This window comes from Streptomyces sp. NPDC101225, assembly GCF_044767585.1.
Taxonomy (GTDB): Bacteria; Actinomycetota; Actinomycetes; order Streptomycetales; family Streptomycetaceae; genus Streptomyces.
This window is the reverse complement of the sequence record NZ_JBIWOE010000006.1, coordinates 187,643-208,664: the sequence shown is the minus strand read 5'-3', so window position 1 is coordinate 208,664 and position 21,022 is coordinate 187,643. Positions and strand designations below refer to the sequence as shown.

The window sequence follows — 21,022 nt, the reverse complement described above, 5'->3', positions numbered from 1 at the left end:
CGGCCCGGCCCGCACGACGTGGGCCGGGCCGTCGGCGTACGGGCCCCTGGACCGTGCCCGTCCCCGCCCGTCCGCCGTCCCGACACCCACGCCGGATAACCTCACCCCATGAGCAGGCCTCCGACCTTCACCCCGCCCCCGGGCGCCCGCGCGTACCCGCTGCGCACCGCGCGCGGGGAGTTCGCCGCCGTCGACTCACCCGTCGCGGAGGGTGCCGCGCCCCGGGGAACCGCACTGCTGCTGCCGGGGTTCACCGGCAGTAAGGAGGACTTCAACCCGCTGCACGAGGTGCTCGGGGCGCGGGGCTACCGGACCGTCGCCGTGGACGGGCGCGGGCAGTACGAGTCCGACGGACCCGAGCACGACGAATCGGCCTACGCACAGCACGAGTTGGCGCAGGACGTGCTCGCCCAGGCCGCCGCCCTCGACACCCCCGTGCACCTCGTCGGGCACTCCCTCGGCGGGCAGATCGCACGGGCCGCGGTCCTGCTGGACCACGCCCCCTTCCGGTCCCTCACGCTGATGGCCTCCGGACCGGCCCAGATCTCCGTCTCCCAGCAGCAGCGCGTGAAGCTGCTCCGGGACGCGCTCGCCGTGATGGACATGGCCGAGGTGTGGGAGGCGATGCAGGCCCTGGAGCCGCCCGAGGAGACCGACACCGGCGGCCTGGACCCCGGGCTCGGCGACCAGGAGGACCTGCGCCGCCGCTGGCTCGGCAACAAGCCGGCCCAGCTCATCGCGACGGGCCGCCAGCTGTGCACCGAACCGGACCGCGTGGCCGAGCTGGCCGCCCTGCCCCTGCCGTTCCACGTGCTGTCGGGGGCCAGCGACGACACCTGGCCGGTGCCCCTGCTCGACGACATGGCGCTGCGCCTGCGCGCGCACCGCACAGTCGTCCAGGGCGCCGAGCACTCCCCCAACACGGACCAGCCGCTCGAGACGGCCCACGCCTTCGCCGACTTCTGGGACCGCGGCGCCCCTGCCGGCTAGCCGGTGCCGCGACCGGTGAGTTTCACCGGCTCGCGACGCCCGGCGGCGTCCGCGCACACCTTCCCGGCCACAGCACCGGAGGCCGTCGCGCGGCAGCCGGCACCGCGCCCACCCCTCCGCGCTCCCGTCCGGCACCGCACCCGTCCCCTCCGCCCTCCCGTCCGGCCCGCGCCCGCCCCTCCGCGCCCCGGACAGCCCGCGCCCACCCCTCCGCGCTCCGGGCGGCACCGCACCCGCCCCGGCCCGCACACGGCCCTCGCCCGCACCCGGCACTCGCCCGCACCCGGCACTCGCCCGCACCCGGCACTCGCCCGCACCGGGCCCTCGCCCTCGCCCCCAGCAGTCAGTACTGCGCCTGCAGGTGCTCCCAGAACCCGTCCCGCAGCGCCCGCCGCAGATCGGCCTGTCCGCGCAGCGAGTACTGGAGCAGGCCCTCCGCCTCCACCAGCAGGTCCTGGTCGACCGAGCCCGGCAGATAGGGGTGGCCGGGCAGCAGCTCGACCAGCGATTCCCGGCCCCGGGCCGCCAGCCACTTCGCCGCGATCTGCGCGCCGACGAAGCGGACGTCCTCGCGGGTGGGCCGGGAGGCGGTGGCCTCGTAGGCGGCCGCGGTGCGCCGGGCCACGTACGGCTTGAAGAAGTCGAGGTCGAGGGTGCGCTGGCTGTCCACCTCCCAGAGCAGGGGCTCCGCCTGGTTGCGCCCCTCCGGGGCCTCGATGCCCCACAGGTGCACCCGCGCGCCGTACCCCTGCGCCGCCTCGACCGCCGACACCAGGTCCTCGTCGCCGCCCAGCAGGGCCGCGTCGCTGATGGCGCGGTGCCGGGCCAGCGACTCCAGGTCCGACCGGATCAGCGAATCGACGCCCTTCTGCTGGTTGTTGGCGTTGAGATTGCCCAACCGGACCTTCACGTCCGGGAGTTCGGCGATCGACTGCTGCTCGGCGGTGTGGATACGGCGCCGCGCGCCGTCGTACCAGTAGACCCGCAGCAGCCGGCTGTCCGCGAAGATCGTGCGGGCCTTGTCGATGAGCGCCTCGATCAGCCCTTCCGCGTCGAGGTCGAACGCCCGGCGGTCCTCCGTGCCGGCGACGAGGCGCCCCGCGGCCGCGTAGAGGTATCCCGCGTCGACGAAGATCGCATGGGTCGAGGGCGTCTTCGCCACCTCGGCGAGCATGCGCTGCAGCAGCTCGTTCGTGCGGTCGATGCGGGCGTGGAGGGCCACGAGGTCGTCGTTCATCGCCTCCATTGTCCCGGCGGTCACGCTGCGAACACAACCGGTCCCGGTCGGTCTCCCGAGTTGTCCTTTACCGGTCAGTAGTTAGCCGTTCGAAAAATTTATTTAGCGTAGGGAATGTTTGTAACGCGGTAATCGTTGACTGCATCAGATGGCAGCGCGACGAAGGGAGAGGCATGCGCTTCGAAATCATGCGACTCGACGAGGTCAACGGCACGACCGTGGACAGCACCGTTGTGGACGCCGCCTCCGTCGACCGGATCGTCCAGCAGGCCGCGGCCATAGGACAGCGCCTCTGGATCCGGCCCGCCGAGAGTGCGGCCGTATGACCGCCTGACCGACGCGGATCACCGCGCAGTCTTCGAAGCCCCCGCCCGGCACCGACGCCGCGCGGGGGCTTCGCGCGTACCGGGCGCAGACGGCCCGGGGTCGCTCAGGCGCCCCGGAACCGCTCAGGCTCCCTTGACCACCTGCGTGACGCCGTTGATGATCTGCTGCACGGCGATCGCGGAGAGCATCATGCCCGCGAGCCGCGTCACCAGGACCACGCCGCCGTCCTTGATGACCCGGATGATCAGCAGCGAGTACCGCATCACCAGCCACAGCACGACATGGATGGCGAGGATCGCCGCCCACACCGACGCCTGCGTGGCGAAGCTGTCGGCCTTCTGCACGGCGAGGATGACGGAGACGATCGCCCCCGGGCCGGCCAGCAGCGGCATGCCCAGCGGCACGAGCGCCACGTTGACGTCCTTGGTCTGCTTCGGCTCCTCGTTCTTGCCGGTCAGCAGGTCGAGCGCGATGAGCAGGAGCAGCAGTCCGCCCGCGATCATCAGGGCGGGCACGGAGACGTGCAGATAGTCGAGGATCTGGTGCCCGAGCAGCCCGAAGACGGTGATCACGCCGGCGGCGACGCAGACGGCCTGGAAGGCCATCCGCCGCTGCACCTTGCCGGGACGCCCGGCGGTCAGCGCGAGGAAGATCGGGGTGATCCCGGGGGGATCCATGATGACGAACAGGGTCAGGAACAGGGAGCCGAAGACGGCGAGATCGAACATGGGTGAGCAACTGGCCTTGCGGTGACGGGAGGACGGACGGGGGAGGCGAGGACGGGCTCAGGCCCCGCCGGTCCCCGGCACCGGGAACGCTCCCGTCGCCCGCCGCACGATCTCGCCGTACACCTCGGGGTCGGTGACGTACTCGCCGAGCACGCAGGTCTTGCGGCTGCCGTGGTAGTCGCTGGACCCGGTCGTCAGCAGCCCCAGTTCCTTCGCCAGTCCGCGCAGCCGCGCCCGCGTCTCCTCGTCGTGGTCCATGTGGTCGACCTCGATGCCGTCGAGGCCGACGGCGGCCATCTCGGCGATCGCGGACTCCGGGACCGTACGGCCGCGCTTGGCCGCGGCGGGGTGTGCGAAGACGGTGACCCCGCCCGCCGCCTTGACCAGCCGGATCGCCTCGAAGGGGTCCGTCTCGTGCTTCTCGACGAAGGCCCGGCCCCCGTCGGCGAGCCAGTCCTGGGTGAACGCGTCGCCCACGGTCGGCACGACGCCGAGCTCGACGAGCGCGGTCGCGACGTGCGGACGCCCGACCGAGCCGTCCCCGGCGATCCGCCGCACCTGGTCCCACGTCACCGGCACGCCCAGCCCGTTCAGCCTGGCGACCATGCCCTGGGCCCGCGGCACGCGGTCGTCCCGCACCAGCTCGCGCTCGGCGAGCAGCGCCGGCTCCTCGGGGTCGAAGAGGTAGGCGAGCATGTGCATGGAGACGCCGTCGACACGGCAGGACAGCTCGGCGCCGGTGACCAGCGTGAGCCCCTGCGGCAGCGCGGCGACCGCCTCGGCGTAGCCGCGCGTGGAGTCGTGATCGGTGAGCGCGACGACGTCCAGCCCGGCAGCGGCGGCGTTCCGCACCAGCTCGGCGGGCGTGTCCGTGCCGTCGGAAGCGGTGGAGTGGGCGTGCAGATCGATACGCACCGAGCAGACTCCAGCCACCGACGGAACACAAGAGGACGCTCAAGGATAACCAGATTTCCCGGCCCCCATGTCACACCCGCACCTCACCCGTACCCCCTACAGCACCTCCGTCCGGGGGCGCGGGGAACCGTGCGGCGAGCCCACGCCGGCCCGCAGCCGCCCGCCACCGCCCCTCGGGCGCTACGGTTCGAGCAAGCGCGGCGACAACGCTCCGCAGGGCACCAGATCGACCTCGGCCCCCGCGTCCCGCAGATCCGTCAGCACCAGCTCGTCGTACATCAGCAGCCCCGACTGCTCGGGCCACACGACCGCCCACAGCCACAGCCCCCGCGCCTCGCCGGCGAAGACGGCGCGGTCGTCGGGGCTGTCGGTGACGTGCCAGAGCGGGGTGGGGCGGCCGCCGGCCAGCACCTTGGCCTGGGGCGGCTTCTCGACGTTCATGTACGGCCCCGGGTCCGGGCCGTCGATGCCCGCGTACCGCGCGCCGAGTCCGACGCCGAGCTCCTCGGCGACCAGGATCAGCTCCCCTATACCGCCGAGCGGCCCCGGTCCGGAGCAGGCCACCGCGGTGGCGCGGCCGCCGTGCCGGTCGTCGCCCGCGCACGCCACTCCCGTGAAGAGCCAGCCGACCGGCAGGGGCCAGGGCATCCACACCGGTACCTGCGTGCGGTGCACCACCACGCTGAGGGCCTCGACGCTGGGCGGGATCACGGGCTGCAGCGGATGCACGGTGCCGTGCACATCGCACTGCCAGGAATCGGCGAAGAGTCCGGGAGCCCTGACCCGGCCACCACACTTCGGGCAACTGGGTTCGCCCCTCATAGGGCCCCACGGTCCTACCCGCGCCCCCTCACGTCAAGGACGATCACCCGTCCGGACGGAACCCTTCACGGGGAGCCCCGGCGAGGGGAATAGATGCAGCTTGCATTATTTAGCCACTCTAACTTACTGTGTGCATATACCAACTAATCCTGAACGGGAGTGGAGGAGCAATGGACGACCCCTTCGACGTGGGAGCGGGCGGCATCCTGCGGCAGCCGAGGGCCGTGTGGGCGACGGCGGGCGCGTCCGTCGTCGCCTTCATGGGCATCGGACTCGTCGACCCGATCCTGCCGTCCATCGCCCAGGGCCTGGACGCGACGGCCGGCCAGGTCTCCCTGCTGTTCACCTCGTACTTCCTGATCACCGCCGTCGCGATGCTGATCACCGGCTTCGTCTCCAGCCGCATCGGCGGCCGCAGGACCCTGCTGCTCGGCCTCGCCCTCGTCGTGGTCTTCGCGGGCCTCGCGGGCACGTCGGACTCCGTCGCCCAGCTCGTCGGCTTCCGCGCCGGCTGGGGCCTCGGCAACGCGCTCTTCGTCTCGACGGCCCTCGCGGTCGTCGTCGGCGCGGCGGCGGGCGGCAGCGCCGCCGCGATCCTGCTGTACGAGTCCGCGCTCGGCCTGGGCATGGCGTGCGGCCCGCTGCTGGGCGCGCTGCTCGGCAACCAGAGCTGGCGCTACCCCTTCTTCGGCACCGCCTTCCTGATGGCGGTCGGCTTCCTGTGCATCACGGCGTTCCTGAAGGAGCAGCCGAAGCCGGCCCGCAAGACCTCGCTGCTCGACCCGCTCAGGGCCCTCGGCCACGGCGGCCTCGCCACGGCGGCCGCCTCGGCGTTCTTCTACAACTACACGTTCTTCACCGTGCTGGCCTTCACGCCGTTCGTGCTGGACATGACGCCGTACAGGTCGGGTGCCGTTTTCTTCGCCTGGGGCGTGCTGCTCGCCGTCTTCTCGGTGCTCGTGGCCCCGCGCCTGCAGGAGCGCCTCGGCTCGCTGAAGGTGCTCGGCGGCTCGCTGCTGCTGCTCGCCGCCGACGTCCTCGTCCTCGGCTACGGCAGCCACACCACGGCCGTCGTCTGCACCATTCTGTCGGGTGCCTTCATCGGCGTGAACAACACCGTCTACACGGAGCTGGCGCTCGGCGTCTCGGACGCGCCGCGCCCGGTGGCGAGCGCCGGCTACAACTTCGTGCGCTGGTTCGCGGCCGCGGCCGCGCCGTACTTCGCGCCGAAGATCGAGGAGTGGAGCGGCATCCGCGTCCCGTTCGTGGTGGCGGCGGTCACCGCCGTGCTGGGCGCGGTCGTGGTGGGCGTACGGCGGAAGGCGCTCACCCTCCCCCACTCCCCGCTCCCCTCGGGCGGGGCGAGCCCCGCCGGGGTGCCGGAGCCTCGGCGCGCCGCGGAGGACGGCGTCACCGTCTACGCCGACTGACGCCGTGCGGCCACCCGTTGGTGAGTTTGCTCACCCCGGCCTCAGTCCAGCGGGACGGACCTGCGGGACGGATCCCTCAGGTCCGTCCCGCTCGTCAGCCAGCGCTCCTGGAGCGCCTGGGCGCCGTGCACGCGCTTCCAGGCGGCCTCGTTCGACGTCATCGGGAGCACCGGCAGGAAGCGGACCGGCTCGAGCGGCTCGTCGAGTGCGAGGTCCTCGACCAGGCCGCCCGGCTCGGCGACCAGCACAGAACTGAACGGGGCGCCGGGCCAGAGGGGTTCACCGGTGTCGAGCGACGCGCCGGGCGCCACGACCACGCCCTCGACCTGCGGGGAAGCGGCGAGCACGGCGAGCGGGCGCAGCGCCTTGTCGGTGTCGGCGAGGCCGCCGCGCACCGACAGGACGAGTTCGGCGCGCGGGCCCTTGACGGGGTCGGCGAGCACCGCCGTGGGGTCGCTCATCGGCTGCGCGGACATGCCGAGGGTGGCGTAGCGGACGATGTCGCCCTCACGGAACCGGAGCACTTCGATGCGGTCGGTGCCGAGGAAGGTGACGGCCGCGCGGGCGTCCGGTTCGCCCAGCGCGCTGCGCAGCCGGGCCTCGACCAGAGGGAGAACATCAACCATGCCGCGAGCATAGAACTCGTCAGTACAGGGCAAAGCGGCGCCTTGACACATGGGGCTGCTGATAGTCTTGCCCGCGTCGTTCGGGGCAGCACGCAGAAGCGTCGCATCGAGTCCCGACGCCTGTGAGACTCCCTTACGGGAATGGAACGTCCCTTACGAGGGACCGGCCGGAGGAGGTGGGGCTGTCATGGATCGAAGTCACCCGTGCAGTACCACTCGCTCTTCCCGCCGCTGATACGGCTGATCCGGTCCTGGCTGACCGCCGCCTTTCATGCTCACGTCTTCACGTGGAAGAGCACTTCGTTTCGTTTTGCCTGATCTGTCTGATCTGAATCAGCAGCGAAGTCCGCCACCGCGACGGTGCGGTGCTCCCCGCTTTGTGGACGTGCCAAACACCTGACGTCAGGACGTCCCCATTCCGGGTAGTTCCAGCCGTCGTCGGCGCCTTTCGTCGCCTGACACGAAGGAGCCAGCCATGTCGATGATCCGTGACCTGCGCGCAGCGGTCCGGCCGTCCCGCGTCCCGGTCCGCACGGACGCCGGCGCGTACGACACGACGCGCGACCCCTCCACCCCCTCCGCCGTGGTCGACTGCGCCGTCTACCGGGACGGCGCCCGCGTCGACGTGGACAGGTCCCTGACCCCGCACGAGGCGATGCGCCTGGTGCGGCGCGACGGCGGGTTCGTCTGGATCGGTCTGCACGAGCCGACCGAGGCCGAATTCTCCGGGATCGCAAGCGAGTTCGGGCTGCACCCGCTGGCCGTGGAGGACGCCGTCCAGGCCCACCAGCGGCCCAAGCTGGAGCGCTACGACGACACCTTGTTCACCGTCTTCAAGACCATCCACTACGTCGAGCACGACCAGCTCACCGCCAACAGCGAGGTCGTCGAGACCGGTGAGGTCATGTGCTTCACCGGGCAGGACTTCTTCATCACCGTCCGGCACGGCGGCCAGGGCTCGCTGCGCGCCCTGCGGCACCGGCTGCAGGACGACCCCGAGCTGCTCGCCAAGGGCCCCTCGGCGGTGCTGCACGCGATCGCCGACCACGTCGTCGACGGCTACCTCGCGGTCGCCGACGCCCTCCAGGACGACATCGACGAGGTCGAGACCGAGGTCTTCTCGCCGGGCCGCCGGGGCGGTGTCTCGCGCGGTGTGGACTCGGCGCGGATCTACCAGCTCAAGCGCGAGGTGCTGGAGTTCAAGCGCGCCGTCTCGCCGCTGCTGCGCCCCATGCAGCTGCTGAGCGAGCGGCCGATGCGGCTGATCGACCCCGACATCCAGAAGTACTTCCGGGACGTCGCCGACCACCTCGTGCGGGTGCAGGAGCAGGTCGTCGGCTTCGACGAGCTGCTCAACTCCATCCTCCAGGCCAACCTCGCGCAGGCGTCCGTGGCGCAGAACGAGGACATGCGCAAGATCACGTCCTGGGCCGCCATCATCGCCGTACCGACCATGGTGTGCGGGGTCTACGGCATGAACTTCACGCACATGCCGGAACTGCACGCCAAGTACGGCTACCCGGTCATCATGAGCATCACCGTCTGCATCTGCCTGGGCATCCACCGCACGCTGAAGCGCAACGGCTGGCTGTGAGGGGGCCCGGATAGGCTGAGCCCATGACAAGCGAGCTGCTCGACCAGGCCCTCGTCGAGGAGGCCACCAAGAAGTCCGGCCTCATCTGGGTGGCCGGTCCCGGCGTGCCGGCGCGGGCACTGTGGCACGTGTGGCACGAGGGCGCCGCGTGCCTGGTCGGCGACGGACCGGGCGAGCAGCCGCTGCCGGGGCTGGCCGACGGGGCCGGGGCCGAGGTGACGGTCCGCAGCAAGGACAAGGGCGGCCGGCTGGTGACCTGGCCGGCGAAGGTGGTCGAGCTGACGCCCGGGTCCGAGGCGTGGACGGCCGCGGTCGCCGAGCTGAAGGGCAAGCGGCTCAACGCCCCCGACGGCGAGGCGATGACCGGGCGCTGGTCCCGCGAGTGCCGGGTGCTGCGCCTGGAACCTGCCGGGGCGACAACGGAGTTGCCCGACGGCGACCTGGCCCAGGCGCCGCTGCCGACGCCCGCCACCACGCGCCGGCCCGTCCCCGCGGGCCTGCCGAGGCTGCTGCTGAGGAAACGCAGGCGCCGGTAGAGGGTCAGGACGTCGGCAGCTGCTTGCCGTAGTCCACCGTCTCGTCCTTCTTGGGCTCGTTCAGGGCGAAGTCCTCGCCCCAGGACGAGAAGACGATCGTGCCCGCGCCGCCCGCCCGCTCCAGCCGGAGCGGATAGGGCTTGCCCTGCAGGGAGACGTCGAGGGTACCGCCGGATCCCTTGTCGCCGGTGATGCGGATGGTGCGGGTACCCGACTGCTCGTGATGCCCGTCCGTCGCCAGCGAGCCGTGCAGCGTGAGCAGACCCCCGAGGAGGACGTCCATGTCCGTGAAGCCGCTGAACTTCTTGTACGCGGGATCGCGCTGCGGCACCTTCACGTACTTGCCGTCGAGCTTGCTGGCGGACGCCTTGCCCGTGTCGCCGTCCGCGTGGTTCCAGAAGCCGGAACCGGCCTTCAGGTACAGCTGCTCGCCGATCCGCAGCAGCCCGAAGGCCACCCCGCCGGAGGTGACCGACCCGGTGGCGCCCTCCGACTTCAGGCGCATGTCGAGCTTGTACGTGCGCCCGTTGGTGACGACGCTGCCGGAGAGGTGCACGGCATCGGCCGCCGCGGCGGCCGCCCGGGTCTTCGCGCGGATCGTCGCGGCCGGCAGCTTGCCCACCCCGTTGGTGCCCGCGTCGGGGTCGTCGCTGCACCCCGCCAGCACGCCCGTCCCCGCCACGACCAGTGCGCACATCGCTCCCAGCAGCGTGGTCCGGCGCGTACGGCCCGGGGCAATCGCAGTCACGGAAGGGGCTGCCTTTCGGTGGTGGGGCGTGAGCGGCGTACCGCAGCGTACCCGGGGTCCCCACGCCCCGCGGAAGCAGTCCGTCCGGACGTCCCACCAGGGCGGACCCGATCGGTACGGGCTAGCCTGAAGCCCACCTGAGCGGGCAATTCGGAAAGAAATCACAGCAGGAAACAAGCACTGCGAAACACCCCGCAAGCAAAGGAGCGCAGCCCATGGCAGCGGGCGCCCCCAGGATCTTCGTCTCGCACCTCGCCGGTGTCGCCGTCTTCGACCCCAACGGCGACCAGGTGGGCCGCGTGCGCGATCTGGTCGTGATGCTGCGCGTCGGCCGGCGGCCCCCGCGCGTGCTCGGGCTGGTCGTCGAACTGCCCACCCGGCGCCGCATCTTCCTGCAGATGACCAGGGTGACCAGCATCGAGTCCGGACAGGTCATCGCCACCGGCGTGCTCAACGTCCGGCGCTTCGAGCAGCGGCCCACCGAACGCCTCGTCTTCGGCGAGCTGCTGGACCGCCGGGTCACGCTCGTCGAGACCGGCGAGGAGGTCACCGTCCTCGACGTGTCGGTGCAGCAGCTGCCGGCCCGCCGGGACTGGGAGGTCGACCGCGTCTTCGTCCGCAAGGGCAGGCGCACCGGCGCCTTCCGGCGCGCCAAGGGCGAGCAGCTGACGGTCGAGTGGTCCGCCGTCACCGGCTTCTCCCTGGAGGAGCACGGACAGGGCGCCGAGAGCCTGCTCGCGACCTTCGAGCAGCTGCGCCCCGCGGACCTCGCCAACGTGCTGCACCACCTGTCGTCCAAGCGCCGCGCCGAGGTGGCCGCCGCCCTCGACGACGACCGGCTGGCCGACGTCCTCGAGGAGCTCCCCGAGGACGACCAGATCGAGATCCTCGGCAAGCTGAAGGAGGAGCGCGCCGCCGACGTCCTGGAGGCCATGGACCCGGACGACGCGGCCGACCTGCTCGCGGAACTCCCCGAGGCGGACAAGGAGCGGCTGCTGAGCCTGATGCAGCCCTCGGACGCGGCGGACATGCGGCGCCTGATGGCCTACGAGGAGCACACCGCGGGCGGCCTGATGACGACCGAGCCGATCGTGCTGCGGCCGGACGCCACGGTCGCCGACGCGCTCGCCCGCGTGCGCAACCGCGACCTCTCCCCCGCCCTCGCCGCCCAGGTCTACGTCTGCCGCCCGCCCGACGAGACGCCGACCGGCAAGTACCTCGGCACGGTGCACTTCCAGCGCCTGCTGCGCGACCCCCCGTACACCCTGGTCAGCTCGATCATCGACGACGACCTGCAGACCCTCGCCCCGGACGCCGCGCTGCCCGTCGTCGCCGGGTTCTTCGCCACGTACGACATGGTGGCGGCACCGGTGGTCGACGAGGCCGGCGCGCTGCTGGGCGCGGTGACGGTGGACGACGTACTGGACCACATGCTGCCCGACGACTGGCGGGAGACGGAGTTCCATCTGGACGAGGGCGAGGGGGTGGGCGCATGACGCCTGAGCGGGAGAGCACACGCGAGCGCACGCCGTCCGGGGCGACGGCCGCCACCCGGCCGCGCGCCCGGCTGGACCAGCCGCGCGCACCGCGCCGGCGGCTGCTGCCCGAGTGGGACCCGGAGGCGTTCGGCCGGCTGTCGGAACGCATCGCGCGCTTCCTGGGCACGGGGCGGTTCATCGTCTGGATGACGATCGTCATCATCCTGTGGGTGGCGTGGAACGTCTTCGCGCCGAGCGGCCTGCGCTTCGACAACTACCCGTTCATCTTCCTGACCCTGATGCTGTCCCTCCAGGCCTCCTACGCGGCCCCGCTGATCCTGCTCGCGCAGAACCGGCAGGACGACCGCGACCGGGTCAACCTCGAACAGGACCGCAAGCAGAACGAGCGCTCCATCGCGGACACCGAGTACCTGACCCGCGAGATCGCCGCCCTGCGCATCGGCCTGGGCGAGGTCGCCACCCGCGACTGGATCCGCTCCGAGCTCCAGGACATGGTCAAGGAGCTGGATGGGCGGCAGAACGGCCACCACGAGCACGCCGTATTCCCGGCAGAACGGTCGCGCGGACGTGACGTAGACGACCGGTGACCGGCATCCCGGGGCGCCCGTGCGGCGCCGTACCATCGTCCTTATGGCTAGCGAAGACGCGGTGCGCGAGGCACTGGCGACGGTGAACGACCCCGAGATCAACCGGCCCATCACCGAGCTCGGGATGGTCAAGTCGGTGGACATCGACGCGGACGGGACGGTCGCGGTCACCGTGTACCTCACGGTCTCCGGCTGCCCGATGCGCGAGACGATCACGCAGCGCGTGACCGAGGCGGTCTCCCGGGTCGAGGGCGTCGCCCGCGTCGACGTCACGCTGGACGTCATGAGCGACGAGCAGCGCAAGGAGCTGGCGAACGCCCTGCGCGGCGGCACCGCCGAGCGCGAGGTCCCCTTCGCCAAGCCCGGCTCGCTCACCCGTGTCTACGCGGTCGCGTCCGGCAAGGGCGGCGTCGGCAAGTCCTCGGTGACGGTGAACCTGGCGGCGGCGATGGCGGCCGACGGGCTGAAGGTCGGTGTCGTCGACGCCGACATCTACGGCCACAGCGTGCCGCGCATGCTCGGCGCGGACGGCCGCCCCACCCAGGTCGAGAACATGATCATGCCGCCGTCGGCCAACGGCGTGAAGGTCATCTCCATCGGCATGTTCACCCCGGGCAACGCCCCGGTGGTGTGGCGCGGCCCGATGCTGCACCGCGCGCTGCAGCAGTTCCTCGCGGACGTGTACTGGGGCGACCTGGACGTCCTGCTGCTGGACCTGCCGCCCGGCACCGGCGACATCGCCATCTCGGTCGCCCAGCTGGTCCCGAACGCGGAGATCCTGGTCGTCACGACGCCTCAGCAGGCGGCGGCCGAGGTCGCCGAGCGGGCCGGCTCCATCGCCGTGCAGACGCACCAGAAGATCGTGGGCGTCGTCGAGAACATGTCCGGCCTGCCCTGCCCGCACTGCGGCGAGATGGTCGACGTCTTCGGCACCGGCGGGGGCGAGACGGTGGCGGACGGCCTGACCCGTACGACGGGTGCGACGGTCCCCGTCCTCGGCGCCATCCCGATCGACGTCCGCCTGCGCGAGGGCGGCGACGAGGGCAGGCCCGTGGTCCTGACCGACCCGGACTCCCCGGCGGGCGCGGCCCTGCGGGGCATCGCGGGCAAACTGGGCGGCCGCCAGCGGGGCCTGTCGGGCATGTCCCTGGGGATCACGCCGAAGAACAAGTTCTGAGACGTGGCCGAGTGCTGAGGCGAAGGGGCGCCGCATCCGCACGGCGCCCCTTCGTCATGCGTACGCCTTGATGTCCTTGATCACGGCGAAGGCGAGGCCGTAGGCGCTCATGCCTCTTCCGTACGCGCCCAGGTGCACCCCTTCCGGCGTGGATCCGGCGAGGACCCAGCCGAACTCGGACTCCCGGTAGTGGAACGGCGTGGGAACGCCGTCCACCGGCAGGGAGAGCGTCGACCACTCGGAGCCCGACAGGTCGTCGGCCAGCGCCCACGCCGTCTCCGTCTGCTGCTCCAGCCAGTCGTCCCGCAGGGAGTGGTCCATCTGGCCGGGCCAGGTGAAGGACAGCAGCCCCACACCGGCCAGCCAGGCCGCCGAGGAGACCGACGTGGCCTCCAGCAGCCCCGTGCCGTCGGCGCTGCGCCGTACGGGGCTCGCCGCGACGGTCACCACCACCGCGAACTTCTCCCGCGGCTCGTCGGGCGAGCCGACCGCGAACTCGTTCTTCACGGAGGGCTCGTCGCCGTGCCCGATCGAACCGTGCTCGACGGCGCCGTCGGCCGCCGTCCCGACCTGCATCAGCCAGCGCGGACCCGTGAACGCCTCATCGAGGCCGTACCACGGGAAGGGCGCCAGCAGGTAGCCGTCGACGGTGCGCCGGGCCGCGGGGAACTGTTGTCCACCCTCCGTCCCCGGCGCCTGCGCGACTGCCTGACTCGTCGTCTCCATGTGCCCGGACGCCTCCTCGTTCTCGTCGGACCGGAGCGGCCCGCCCCCCTTCGGGCGGCTTTACTCCTCGAAGTACGGTCCGCACAACAACTCGGCAGCATAGCCACCCCACTCCGGACAGCACGGAAATCGCCCGGCGCGTGGGTCGCGCCGAGGGGCGGGTTCCGGCCGCGCGCGGCCACCGCCGGGTATGAAACGCATCACGTACGGCGCATGCGGGCACGTGCGTGAACAGCACCGGAGTACGGCCGGACGTGCCTCGGCGGTGCGGGCGTACGGCTCAGGTGGCGTCCGCGTCGAAGGGCGGGCGCTCGTCCTCGTCGGGCTTCTTCGTCATGTCGACGCGGCCGCCGGAGGAGGACGAGGAGCCGGAGGACGAGGACGGCGCATCGGTCTCGCGGCCGTGCACCGCGTCCGTGACCTCGGCCATCTCCTTCTTCAGGTCGAAGCCGTTGCGGATCTCCTTGAGCCCCAGCTCGTCGCTGTCCATCTGCTTGCGGATGAACGCCTTGGGGTTGAGGTCCTCGAACTCGAAGTCCTTGAACTCCGGGCCGAGCTCCGACCGGATGTCCTGCTTGGCGCTCTCCGAGAACTCCCGGATCTTGCGGATCGTCCGCGTCACGTCCTGGATGAACTTCGGGAGCTTGTCCGGACCGAAGACGAGCACGCCAAGGACAACGAGCGTCACCAGCTCGAGCGGTCCTATGTCATTGAACACCTGAAGCTCCTTGCGAGTCCCTCGGTCCTCGGCCCTCGGTGGTCTGTGCGGGTCTTCCGTGGTCCGGGCCGGATCCACGGTACCCGGCGTTCCCGTACGACCGGTACTGTCCCGGGCGTTCCGAGTGCGCTCGCGTGCGCGGTTTGGGGGGTTGTTTGCCTTGTGGGGCCCCGGATGGCGGGGCGGCCGGGGGACCGCGCCGTGACGGCCCGTGCGTCCTGACCGCGAGTTGTCACACTCAGCTCTTACCCACGGCCCTCGCGCCCCGGTCCCGTACCCGGCCCTCAGCCGCCCCCGGAGGAACCGAGCACCAGCGAGATCTTCCTCTCCTTGCCGTCGCGCCGCACGGTCAGCTCCAGGCGGTCGCCGGGGCGGTGGGCACGGGTCTTGACGATCAGTTCCTCGCCGGAGTGCACGCGCTGGCCGTCCACCGCGGTGATGACGTCGCCCGCCTCGATGCCCGCCCTGTCGCCGGGGCCGCCGCGCGTGACGGCGGGACCGCCGCTCTCGGCCTTCACCCCGACACGCGCGCCGTCGCCGGTGTAGCCCATGTCGAGGGTGACGCCGATGACCGGGTGGGTCGCCTTGCCGGTGTTGATCAGTTCCTCGGCGACGCGCTTGGCCTGGTTGACCGGGATGGCGAAGCCGAGACCGATGGACCCGGCCTGTCCGCCGCCCGCGTCCGAGCCGTCGTCGGCGGACCGGATGGCGGAGTTGATGCCGATGACCCGGGCCCGGGTGTCGAGCAGCGGCCCGCCGGAGTTGCCGGGGTTGATCGGCGCGTCGGTCTGGAGGGCGTCGACGTAGGAGACGTCGCTGCCGTCGGAGCTGTCGCCGCCGGCCGTGATCGGCCGCTCCTTGGCGCTGATGATCCCGGAGGTCACGGTGCCCTCCAGGTCGAAGGGGGCGCCGATGGCGACGACGGGGTCGCCGACCTGGACGTTGTCGGAGTTGCCCAGGGGCATGGGCTTCAGCCCGCGTACGCCTCCGACCTTGACCACGGCGAGGTCGTAGCCGCTGTCCCGGCCGACGACGGTCGCCTTGGCCGTGTCCCCGCTGTTGAAGGTCACCGATATCCGGCCGGCGGAGCCGTCGGCCGGTTCGACGACGTGGTTGTTGGTGAGGATGTGGCCCTGCGCGTCGAGCACGAAGCCCGTCCCGGTGCCGGACTCCTCGGCGCCGGACACATGCAGGGTGACCACGCTGGGCAGTGCCCGCGCGGCGATCCCGGCGACGCTGTCCGGTGCCCGCCCCGCGGGCTCCTTGCCCGCCTGCGGCAGCTCCACGGCCCCTATGCCGCCGTTGCGCTCCAGGTAGGACCCGAGGACGCCGCCGACGCCGCCGGACACCAGCGCGAGGGCCACGGCGCCGCCGATGAGGGCCCGCCGGACCCGCCTGCGCCGCTTGTCCTTGTCCTCCACGGCCGCGCCGTGGAGCTGGAGGGGAGCGGACGACCAGGGGTCGTAGTGGCGCCAGGGCGTGGCGGGGTGGGCCGGAGCCGGGGCTCCGGGGGCGGGAGCCCCGGGAGCGGGCGGGGTGTGGGTCTGCGGCGGCGCGGGAGCCGGCGCCGGCGCGCCGGGCGACGGCGGCGGCGCGGGCACGGGCGACGGCGCCGGTATCGCGGTGTCCTGTGCGGGGGTGCCCGCCGCCGGGTGCTGCACGGGCGGGGCGGGCGCCCAGGGGCCCGGTTCGCCGTACGGCGGGGTGCTGTAGGGGTCGGGATCGTGCAGCGGCCCGGGGCGCTCATGGGCGGGCGCCGCAGCGGGAGCGTCCTGCTCGACGTCGCCCTCGCCCCCAAAGACGCCGCCGGCCACGTCCTCGGGACGCCTCAGCTCGAAGTCGCCGCCGGGCGGGGCCGCGGCAGCCGCGCCGTCGGCGACGGCCTCGCGGCCGGTGTCGGCCGGCCGGGCCAGTTCGAAGTCTCCGTCGGGCAGGGGGGTACGCCCGCCGCCGGCCGCCTCCGGCCCGCTCAGCTCGTGGTCACCGCCGGCGGGCGGGGCTGCCGCCGCCTCCCCCACGGAATCCTGCCGGCGGGGCAGACCCCACCGCCTCGGCTTCGCGGGCTTCCCCTCGTTCATGCGCTCCCCACAGCCGGCCACCGCACCGCACCGCTCGTCGGGCATGGCCTCGGTTGTCCACTCCGCGCACGGCTTGCTGCCATGGACGCGGTCCACCCTGGATTCAACCAGGTTCGCGGGCCGTGCCGCAGAGACCGGTCAGCGCGTGGTGCGGGGGGAGGCGGAAGGGGAGGAGGAAGCGGACGTCACGTCGGGGACGGGTGCGGCGAGCAGGCCGGGGGACGAGACCTCGGGGGCCTTGGACCACGAGGTCGGGGTGAAGGGCGGGGGCGCCTCGAGCGGCCGTATCAGCGGGGACATCACGGCGGCGCCGGCCATCACGGGAGTGGTCAGCGTGTGCATGGTCTGCTGCCGGGCCCGCAGCGCGCCCGTCTGGTCCGCCGCGCCGGGCAGCAGCGGTGCGGAGACCGAGGTCGGGGCCGCCACCGCCACGCCGTTCAGCGACTGCCGGCCCTGTGCGAGCAGCGGGGTGCCGCCACGGCGCCGCTGGTTCTCGGGGGCCGTCGCGGCGCCCGTCCCCTGGGTGCGCGCCGGGGTCACGTTGCTCCCCGCGCCGCGGGCGTCCGCGGTGTCGGTGGGCGTGCCCGCCGTGACGCCGCCCAGCGCGATCGCGGCGAGCGAGACGGCGCCCGCGGCGACGAACGCGAACCGCATCCCGCGCGACGCAGAGCGCTCGGGCTCATGACGGCTGACGTCGTGGATACGGAAGCCGCGGTCGGCGGCGGGCGGCAGTGCCGGAGCGTGCGCGGACGCGGCGGGGACGTAGCCGAACTCGAAGCTCTCGCCCCGCTTCAGGCCGAAGACCCCGGTGACGCCAGGCCGTCCGGGCAGTCCGCCGGGGAGTCCTCCCCCACCGAACGGCGAGCCACCGCCGTCCGGGTCACCTCCCCCGGGAAGCCCCTGAAGGCGGGCCAGGAAACTCTCGGAGGGGGGCGGCGGGGCCGCCTCGGCGAAGACGTTCTTCAGCTGTCGCTGCGCCTCCGCCTCCGCCTTGCACCTGCCGCAGGTGGCCAGGTGGGCGAGGACGCGCTCACGCGTGTCATGACCGAGCTCTCCGTCCACCAGGGCGGAGAGTCGGTCTCCCAGATGCTGTTCGGCCAGCCGCCTCTCGGCGGGGCTTGGTCGTGATGCGCTCACGCGGTCGCGCCCCCTCCTCCCAGCGCGGGCACACGGGCGAAGGAGCGCCGCTCCTTCGCCCGGGCCTGGGGCGCACGGTGCGCGAGGGCCTTGCGCAGCTGTGAACGGCCGCGGTGGATGCGGGAGCGGACCGTGCCGAGCTTGACGCCGAGGGTCGCGGCGATCTCCTCGTACGACAGTCCTTCGATGTCGCAGAGCACGACCGCGGCGCGGAACTCGGGCGCGAGGGTGTCGAGGGCCTGCTGGACGTCGGCGTCGAAGTGCGCGTCGTTGAAGACCTGCTGCGGCGACGGCTCGCGGCTGGGCAGCCGCTCCGCGGCGTCCTCGCCCAGCGCGTCGAAGCGGATGCGCTGCTTGCGGCGGACCATGTCCAGGAAGAGGTTGGTGGTGATGCGGTGCAGCCAGCCCTCGAAGGTGCCCGGCGTGTACGTCGACAGGGAGCGGAAGACACGGACGAAGACCTCCTGGGTGAGGTCCTCGGCGTCGTGCTGGTTACCGGTCAGGCGGTAGGCCAGCCGGTAGACGCGGCCGCTGTGGGTGCTGACGATCTCCTCCCAGGTGGGCGGAGTCCACGCCTGCCCGTCCGCGTCGGTGGAGAAGGTCGCGGTCTGGGCCTGGTCAGCGGCGTGGCTGGGGTCAGCAGCGGTGTCGTTCACGGATTTCGGCCTGCCCGCTGATCCGAGGAAGCGCCGCAGCACTCCCGCCCGGTCCTCGGACGCAGCCGCACCTCCCCTGTCGGCTCTGGTGGTGTCCAGTGGAGCCCCTACCATAGCCACCTCGCCCGTTAGCTCCGGATAAGCGGTTTTACGAGAATTTGATCGGGGCCGCCACCCCTCGGACCCCTGCGTCCGCAGGTGCTCCGGGGCCTTCCCCTCATCGTGATCCAACTGTGTCCCCCCGGCGTCGTCCCTACCCCTCTTAACGCCCGGTCCCATCTGCGGGTTCCCGGGCGCAACGGATACAGTCACGCCGAGGCAACCACGGGGACAGGAGAGGGCCATTACCGGCAACCGGCAGACGAGCTGGGCGTTCGCCGACGCCTACGTCGCCGAGGACGAGGTGCTGCGCTGGGCCCGCGACCGGGCCCGTGAGGCAGGGCTGCGCTCGGTGGCGCCCGGCACGGGCTTCGCGCTGCGGTTGCTGGCGGCCTCCGTCGACGCCAAGGCGGTCGCCGAGATCGGCACCGGTACCGGCGTCTCCGGCATCCATCTGCTGCACGGGATGCGCCCGGACGGGGTGCTGACCACGGTGGATCCCGAGCCGGAGCACCAGCAGTTCGCCCGCCAGGCCTTCCGCGCCTGCGGTTTCGCCAGCAATCGTGCCCGTTTCATCCCGGGCCGCGCCCTGGACGTCCTGCCCCGGCTCGCGGACGCCGGCTACGACCTCGTCTTCTGCGACGGCGACCGGCAGGAGGTCATGGAGTACCTCGCTGAATCGTTGCGCCTGCTGCGCCCGGGGGGCCTCGTCGTCTTCGAGGGGGTCTTCGCGAACGGCCGCACGGTGGGCTCCGGACCGCAGCCGTCGGAGGTGCTGCGGCTGCGGGAACTGCTGCGAGCGGTGCGCGAGAGCCAGGAGCTGCTGCCGTCCCTGCTGCCGGTGGGCGACGGTCTGCTGTGCGCGGTCAAACGGCCGGCACAGGACCTGTGAGCCGCCCGGCGAGCGGATGCCGGACCCGGCGAGACAGCCGCCCCGGCACCACGTGGGTGCCGGGGCGGCCGAAGGGGTATGGTCGCTGCCGCGTCAGCCGACGACCTTCTTGAGGGCGTCGCCGAGCGCGTCGGCCTCGTCAGGGGTCAGCTCGACGACGAGCCGACCGCCGCCTTCGAGCGGAACGCGCATGACGATGCCCCGCCCCTCCTTGGTCACCTCGAGCGGGCCATCGCCCGTCCGCGGCTTCATGGCCGCCATGCTCGTTCCCCTTCCTGAAACCAGCTCATCGTCAAAGCCGACGGCCCGGGAGGGCACGCGCGGGCCACAGCGTGGGACTGGGACACGCGACACCGGCATCGAACACATTGCTTCCAAGCCATTATCCCGCATCTCAGGACCCGATGACCAACATCAGTCGGCATCGCTTGGGCAACGCGCGCGAGCAAAACCACTCAATTCGGCGATCCGACTGCGATACTGCGCCACCCCGTCGACTTCCGCCGTCCGGAAATCGACGGGAATTCTTTGACGCAGGTCACACGTCCGCTCCGGTGTCTCTCCGCCATGCTGTCCTACGGACAGGGGCGTACCGGCCGGTACGCCTGAACCGCGACAGCGGAGGGGACACACCATGGCCGACACCGTGCTCTACGAGGTGAGCGACGGGCTCGCGACGATCACGCTCAACCGCCCCGAGGCGATGAACGCGCTGAACGTCGCGGCCAAGGTCGCCCTGCGGGAGGCGGTCCGCTCCGCGGCCGAGGACGAGGCGGTACGCGCGGTGCTGCTGACCGCCGCCGGCGACCGGGCGTTCTGCGTGGGGCAGGACCTCAAGGAGCACATCGGGCTGCTGCTGCAGGACCGGGAGACGGGCTCCGGGCAGACGATGAGCACGGTGAAGGAGCACTACAACCCGATCGTGCGGGCGCTCGCCGGGATGCCGAAGCCCGTGGTGGCCGGGGTGAACGGGGTCGCGGCCGGCGCCGGGTTCGGCTTCGCCCTGGCCGCCGACTACCGGATCGTGGCCGACACCGCCGCCTTCAACACGTCGTTCGCCGGGGTGGCCCTGACGGCCGACTCGGGCGTCTCGTGGACGCTGCCGCGGGTGGTGGGCCCCGGCCGCGCCGCCGACCTGCTGCTCTTCCCGCGCAGCATCAAGGCCCAGGAGGCGTACGAACTCGGCGTCGCGAACCGTCTGGTGCCGGCCGCCGCGCTGCGGGCCGAGGCGGAGAAGGTGGCGCGGGCGCTGGCCGAGGGGCCGACGGTCGCGTACGGGGCGATCAAGGAGGCGGTGGCCTACGGGCTGTCGCACTCCCTGTCCGAGACGCTGGACAAGGAGGACGAGCTGCAGACGCGGGCGGGGTCCTCCGAGGACCACGCGATCGCCGTGCGGGCCTTCGTCGACAAGGAGAAGCCGAAGTATCTGGGGCGGTGAGCGCCGACGCGGGGTGCGGGTGCGTGGGGTGCGGGTGCGTGGAGGCCGGTCGCGCGGTTCCC

At 72.2% G+C, this 21,022-nt stretch carries 22 protein-coding genes; 10 read left to right on the top strand and 12 right to left on the bottom strand.

All coding sequences use genetic code 11. The annotated features are described in order from the left end of the window. Positions 1–108: 108 nt before the first annotated feature. The gene (locus tag ACIRPX_RS11535; protein WP_404191747.1) at positions 109–990 is read left to right on the top strand and encodes an alpha/beta fold hydrolase; all 882 of its coding nucleotides are present in this window, start codon (positions 109–111) and stop codon (positions 988–990) included. A gap of 343 nt (positions 991–1,333) precedes the next feature. On the opposite strand, the gene ACIRPX_RS11530 is transcribed toward ACIRPX_RS11535, so the two are convergent. Beyond that, the gene (locus ACIRPX_RS11530) at positions 1,334–2,227 is read right to left on the bottom strand and encodes an NYN domain-containing protein (RefSeq protein ID WP_404191744.1); all 894 of its coding nucleotides are present in this window, start codon (positions 2,225–2,227) and stop codon (positions 1,334–1,336) included. A gap of 173 nt (positions 2,228–2,400) precedes the next feature. On the opposite strand from ACIRPX_RS11530, the gene ACIRPX_RS11525 reads away from it, so the two are divergent. Continuing rightward, on the top strand, positions 2,401–2,553 hold the full coding sequence (locus ACIRPX_RS11525; RefSeq protein WP_384250585.1) for a hypothetical protein: 153 nt from the start codon (positions 2,401–2,403) through the stop codon (positions 2,551–2,553). A gap of 123 nt (positions 2,554–2,676) precedes the next feature. Here ACIRPX_RS11525 and ACIRPX_RS11520 read toward each other — a convergent pair whose 3' ends face one another. From ACIRPX_RS11520 to ACIRPX_RS11510, 3 genes are all read right to left on the bottom strand, one after another. Beyond that, positions 2,677–3,282: a MarC family protein gene (locus ACIRPX_RS11520; protein WP_404191741.1), complete on the bottom strand. Its 606-nt coding sequence runs from the start codon at positions 3,280–3,282 to the stop codon at positions 2,677–2,679. Between the two features lie 57 nt (positions 3,283–3,339). Continuing rightward, positions 3,340–4,197 (bottom strand): PHP domain-containing protein, encoded by an 858-nt coding sequence (locus ACIRPX_RS11515; protein ID WP_404191739.1) that lies wholly within the window; start codon positions 4,195–4,197, stop codon positions 3,340–3,342. A gap of 180 nt (positions 4,198–4,377) precedes the next feature. Next, entirely contained in the window at positions 4,378–5,019 is a 642-nt protein-coding gene (locus tag ACIRPX_RS11510; RefSeq protein ID WP_384250589.1) for a DUF6758 family protein, read from the bottom strand. Positions 5,020–5,189: 170 nt separating this feature from the next. Between ACIRPX_RS11510 and ACIRPX_RS11505 the strand changes: the two genes are divergently transcribed. Next, positions 5,190–6,449, top strand: coding sequence for an MFS transporter (locus tag ACIRPX_RS11505; RefSeq protein WP_404191736.1), 1,260 nt, complete (start codon positions 5,190–5,192; stop codon positions 6,447–6,449). Between the two features lie 41 nt (positions 6,450–6,490). Here the strand turns inward: ACIRPX_RS11505 and ACIRPX_RS11500 are convergent, their stop codons facing one another. After that, entirely contained in the window at positions 6,491–7,075 is a 585-nt protein-coding gene (locus tag ACIRPX_RS11500; protein ID WP_404191733.1) for a suppressor of fused domain protein, read from the bottom strand. Between the two features lie 475 nt (positions 7,076–7,550). Here ACIRPX_RS11500 and ACIRPX_RS11495 point away from each other — a divergent pair, with 475 nt between their 5' ends. After that, positions 7,551–8,669, top strand: a complete 1,119-nt coding sequence (locus ACIRPX_RS11495; RefSeq protein ID WP_404191730.1) for a magnesium and cobalt transport protein CorA — start codon at positions 7,551–7,553, stop codon at positions 8,667–8,669. 23 nt (positions 8,670–8,692) lie between these two features. Beyond that, on the top strand, positions 8,693–9,205 hold the full coding sequence (locus ACIRPX_RS11490; RefSeq protein ID WP_404191728.1) for a hypothetical protein: 513 nt from the start codon (positions 8,693–8,695) through the stop codon (positions 9,203–9,205). 4 nt (positions 9,206–9,209) lie between these two features. Here ACIRPX_RS11490 and ACIRPX_RS11485 read toward each other — a convergent pair whose 3' ends face one another. Further along, positions 9,210–9,953 carry a hypothetical protein gene (locus ACIRPX_RS11485; protein WP_404191725.1) on the bottom strand — a complete coding sequence of 248 codons (744 nt, stop codon included), beginning with the start codon at positions 9,951–9,953 and terminating at the stop codon, positions 9,210–9,212. A gap of 215 nt (positions 9,954–10,168) precedes the next feature. Here ACIRPX_RS11485 and ACIRPX_RS11480 point away from each other — a divergent pair, with 215 nt between their 5' ends. Genes ACIRPX_RS11480 through ACIRPX_RS11470 form a run of 3 tightly spaced genes read left to right on the top strand, consistent with a single transcriptional unit; the run spans position 10,169 to position 13,216 of the window. Beyond that, positions 10,169–11,449, top strand: a complete 1,281-nt coding sequence (locus ACIRPX_RS11480; protein ID WP_404191722.1) for a magnesium transporter MgtE N-terminal domain-containing protein — start codon at positions 10,169–10,171, stop codon at positions 11,447–11,449. Further along, complete coding sequence (locus tag ACIRPX_RS11475) at positions 11,446–12,039, top strand: DUF1003 domain-containing protein (protein WP_404191719.1); 594 nt, start codon at positions 11,446–11,448, stop codon at positions 12,037–12,039. Before ACIRPX_RS11480 ends, ACIRPX_RS11475 begins: the two co-directional genes overlap by 4 nt. 43 nt (positions 12,040–12,082) lie before the next feature. Next, complete coding sequence (locus ACIRPX_RS11470; RefSeq protein ID WP_404191716.1) at positions 12,083–13,216, top strand: Mrp/NBP35 family ATP-binding protein; 1,134 nt, start codon at positions 12,083–12,085, stop codon at positions 13,214–13,216. Positions 13,217–13,270: 54 nt separating this feature from the next. Here ACIRPX_RS11470 and ACIRPX_RS11465 read toward each other — a convergent pair whose 3' ends face one another. The 5 genes from ACIRPX_RS11465 to sigE form a co-directional block, all read right to left on the bottom strand. Next, positions 13,271–13,942, bottom strand: a complete 672-nt coding sequence (locus tag ACIRPX_RS11465) for a hypothetical protein (protein ID WP_404191713.1) — start codon at positions 13,940–13,942, stop codon at positions 13,271–13,273. A 280-nt stretch (positions 13,943–14,222) separates the two neighbouring features. Continuing rightward, positions 14,223–14,660, bottom strand: a complete 438-nt coding sequence (locus ACIRPX_RS11460; RefSeq protein WP_404191710.1) for a sec-independent translocase — start codon at positions 14,658–14,660, stop codon at positions 14,223–14,225. Between the two features lie 284 nt (positions 14,661–14,944). Next, positions 14,945–16,738: a S1C family serine protease gene (locus ACIRPX_RS11455; protein WP_404191708.1), complete on the bottom strand. Its 1,794-nt coding sequence runs from the start codon at positions 16,736–16,738 to the stop codon at positions 14,945–14,947. A gap of 138 nt (positions 16,739–16,876) precedes the next feature. Beyond that, positions 16,877–17,875: an anti-sigma factor family protein gene (locus ACIRPX_RS11450; protein WP_404191705.1), complete on the bottom strand. Its 999-nt coding sequence runs from the start codon at positions 17,873–17,875 to the stop codon at positions 16,877–16,879. Further along, a complete protein-coding gene (gene sigE / locus ACIRPX_RS11445; protein WP_404191702.1) occupies positions 17,872–18,573 on the bottom strand; it encodes an RNA polymerase sigma factor SigE in 702 nt (233 codons plus the stop codon). Before sigE ends, ACIRPX_RS11450 begins: the two co-directional genes overlap by 4 nt. A gap of 301 nt (positions 18,574–18,874) precedes the next feature. Between sigE and ACIRPX_RS11440 the strand changes: the two genes are divergently transcribed. After that, positions 18,875–19,522 carry an O-methyltransferase gene (locus ACIRPX_RS11440; RefSeq protein ID WP_404192142.1) on the top strand — a complete coding sequence of 216 codons (648 nt, stop codon included), beginning with the start codon at positions 18,875–18,877 and terminating at the stop codon, positions 19,520–19,522. 93 nt (positions 19,523–19,615) lie between these two features. Here the strand turns inward: ACIRPX_RS11440 and ACIRPX_RS11435 are convergent, their stop codons facing one another. After that, the gene (locus ACIRPX_RS11435; protein WP_003966491.1) at positions 19,616–19,783 is read right to left on the bottom strand and encodes a DUF3117 domain-containing protein; all 168 of its coding nucleotides are present in this window, start codon (positions 19,781–19,783) and stop codon (positions 19,616–19,618) included. 373 nt (positions 19,784–20,156) lie between these two features. Here ACIRPX_RS11435 and ACIRPX_RS11430 point away from each other — a divergent pair, with 373 nt between their 5' ends. Further along, positions 20,157–20,960, top strand: coding sequence for an enoyl-CoA hydratase/isomerase family protein (locus ACIRPX_RS11430; protein ID WP_404191699.1), 804 nt, complete (start codon positions 20,157–20,159; stop codon positions 20,958–20,960). The last annotated feature ends 62 nt before the right edge of the window (positions 20,961–21,022 follow it).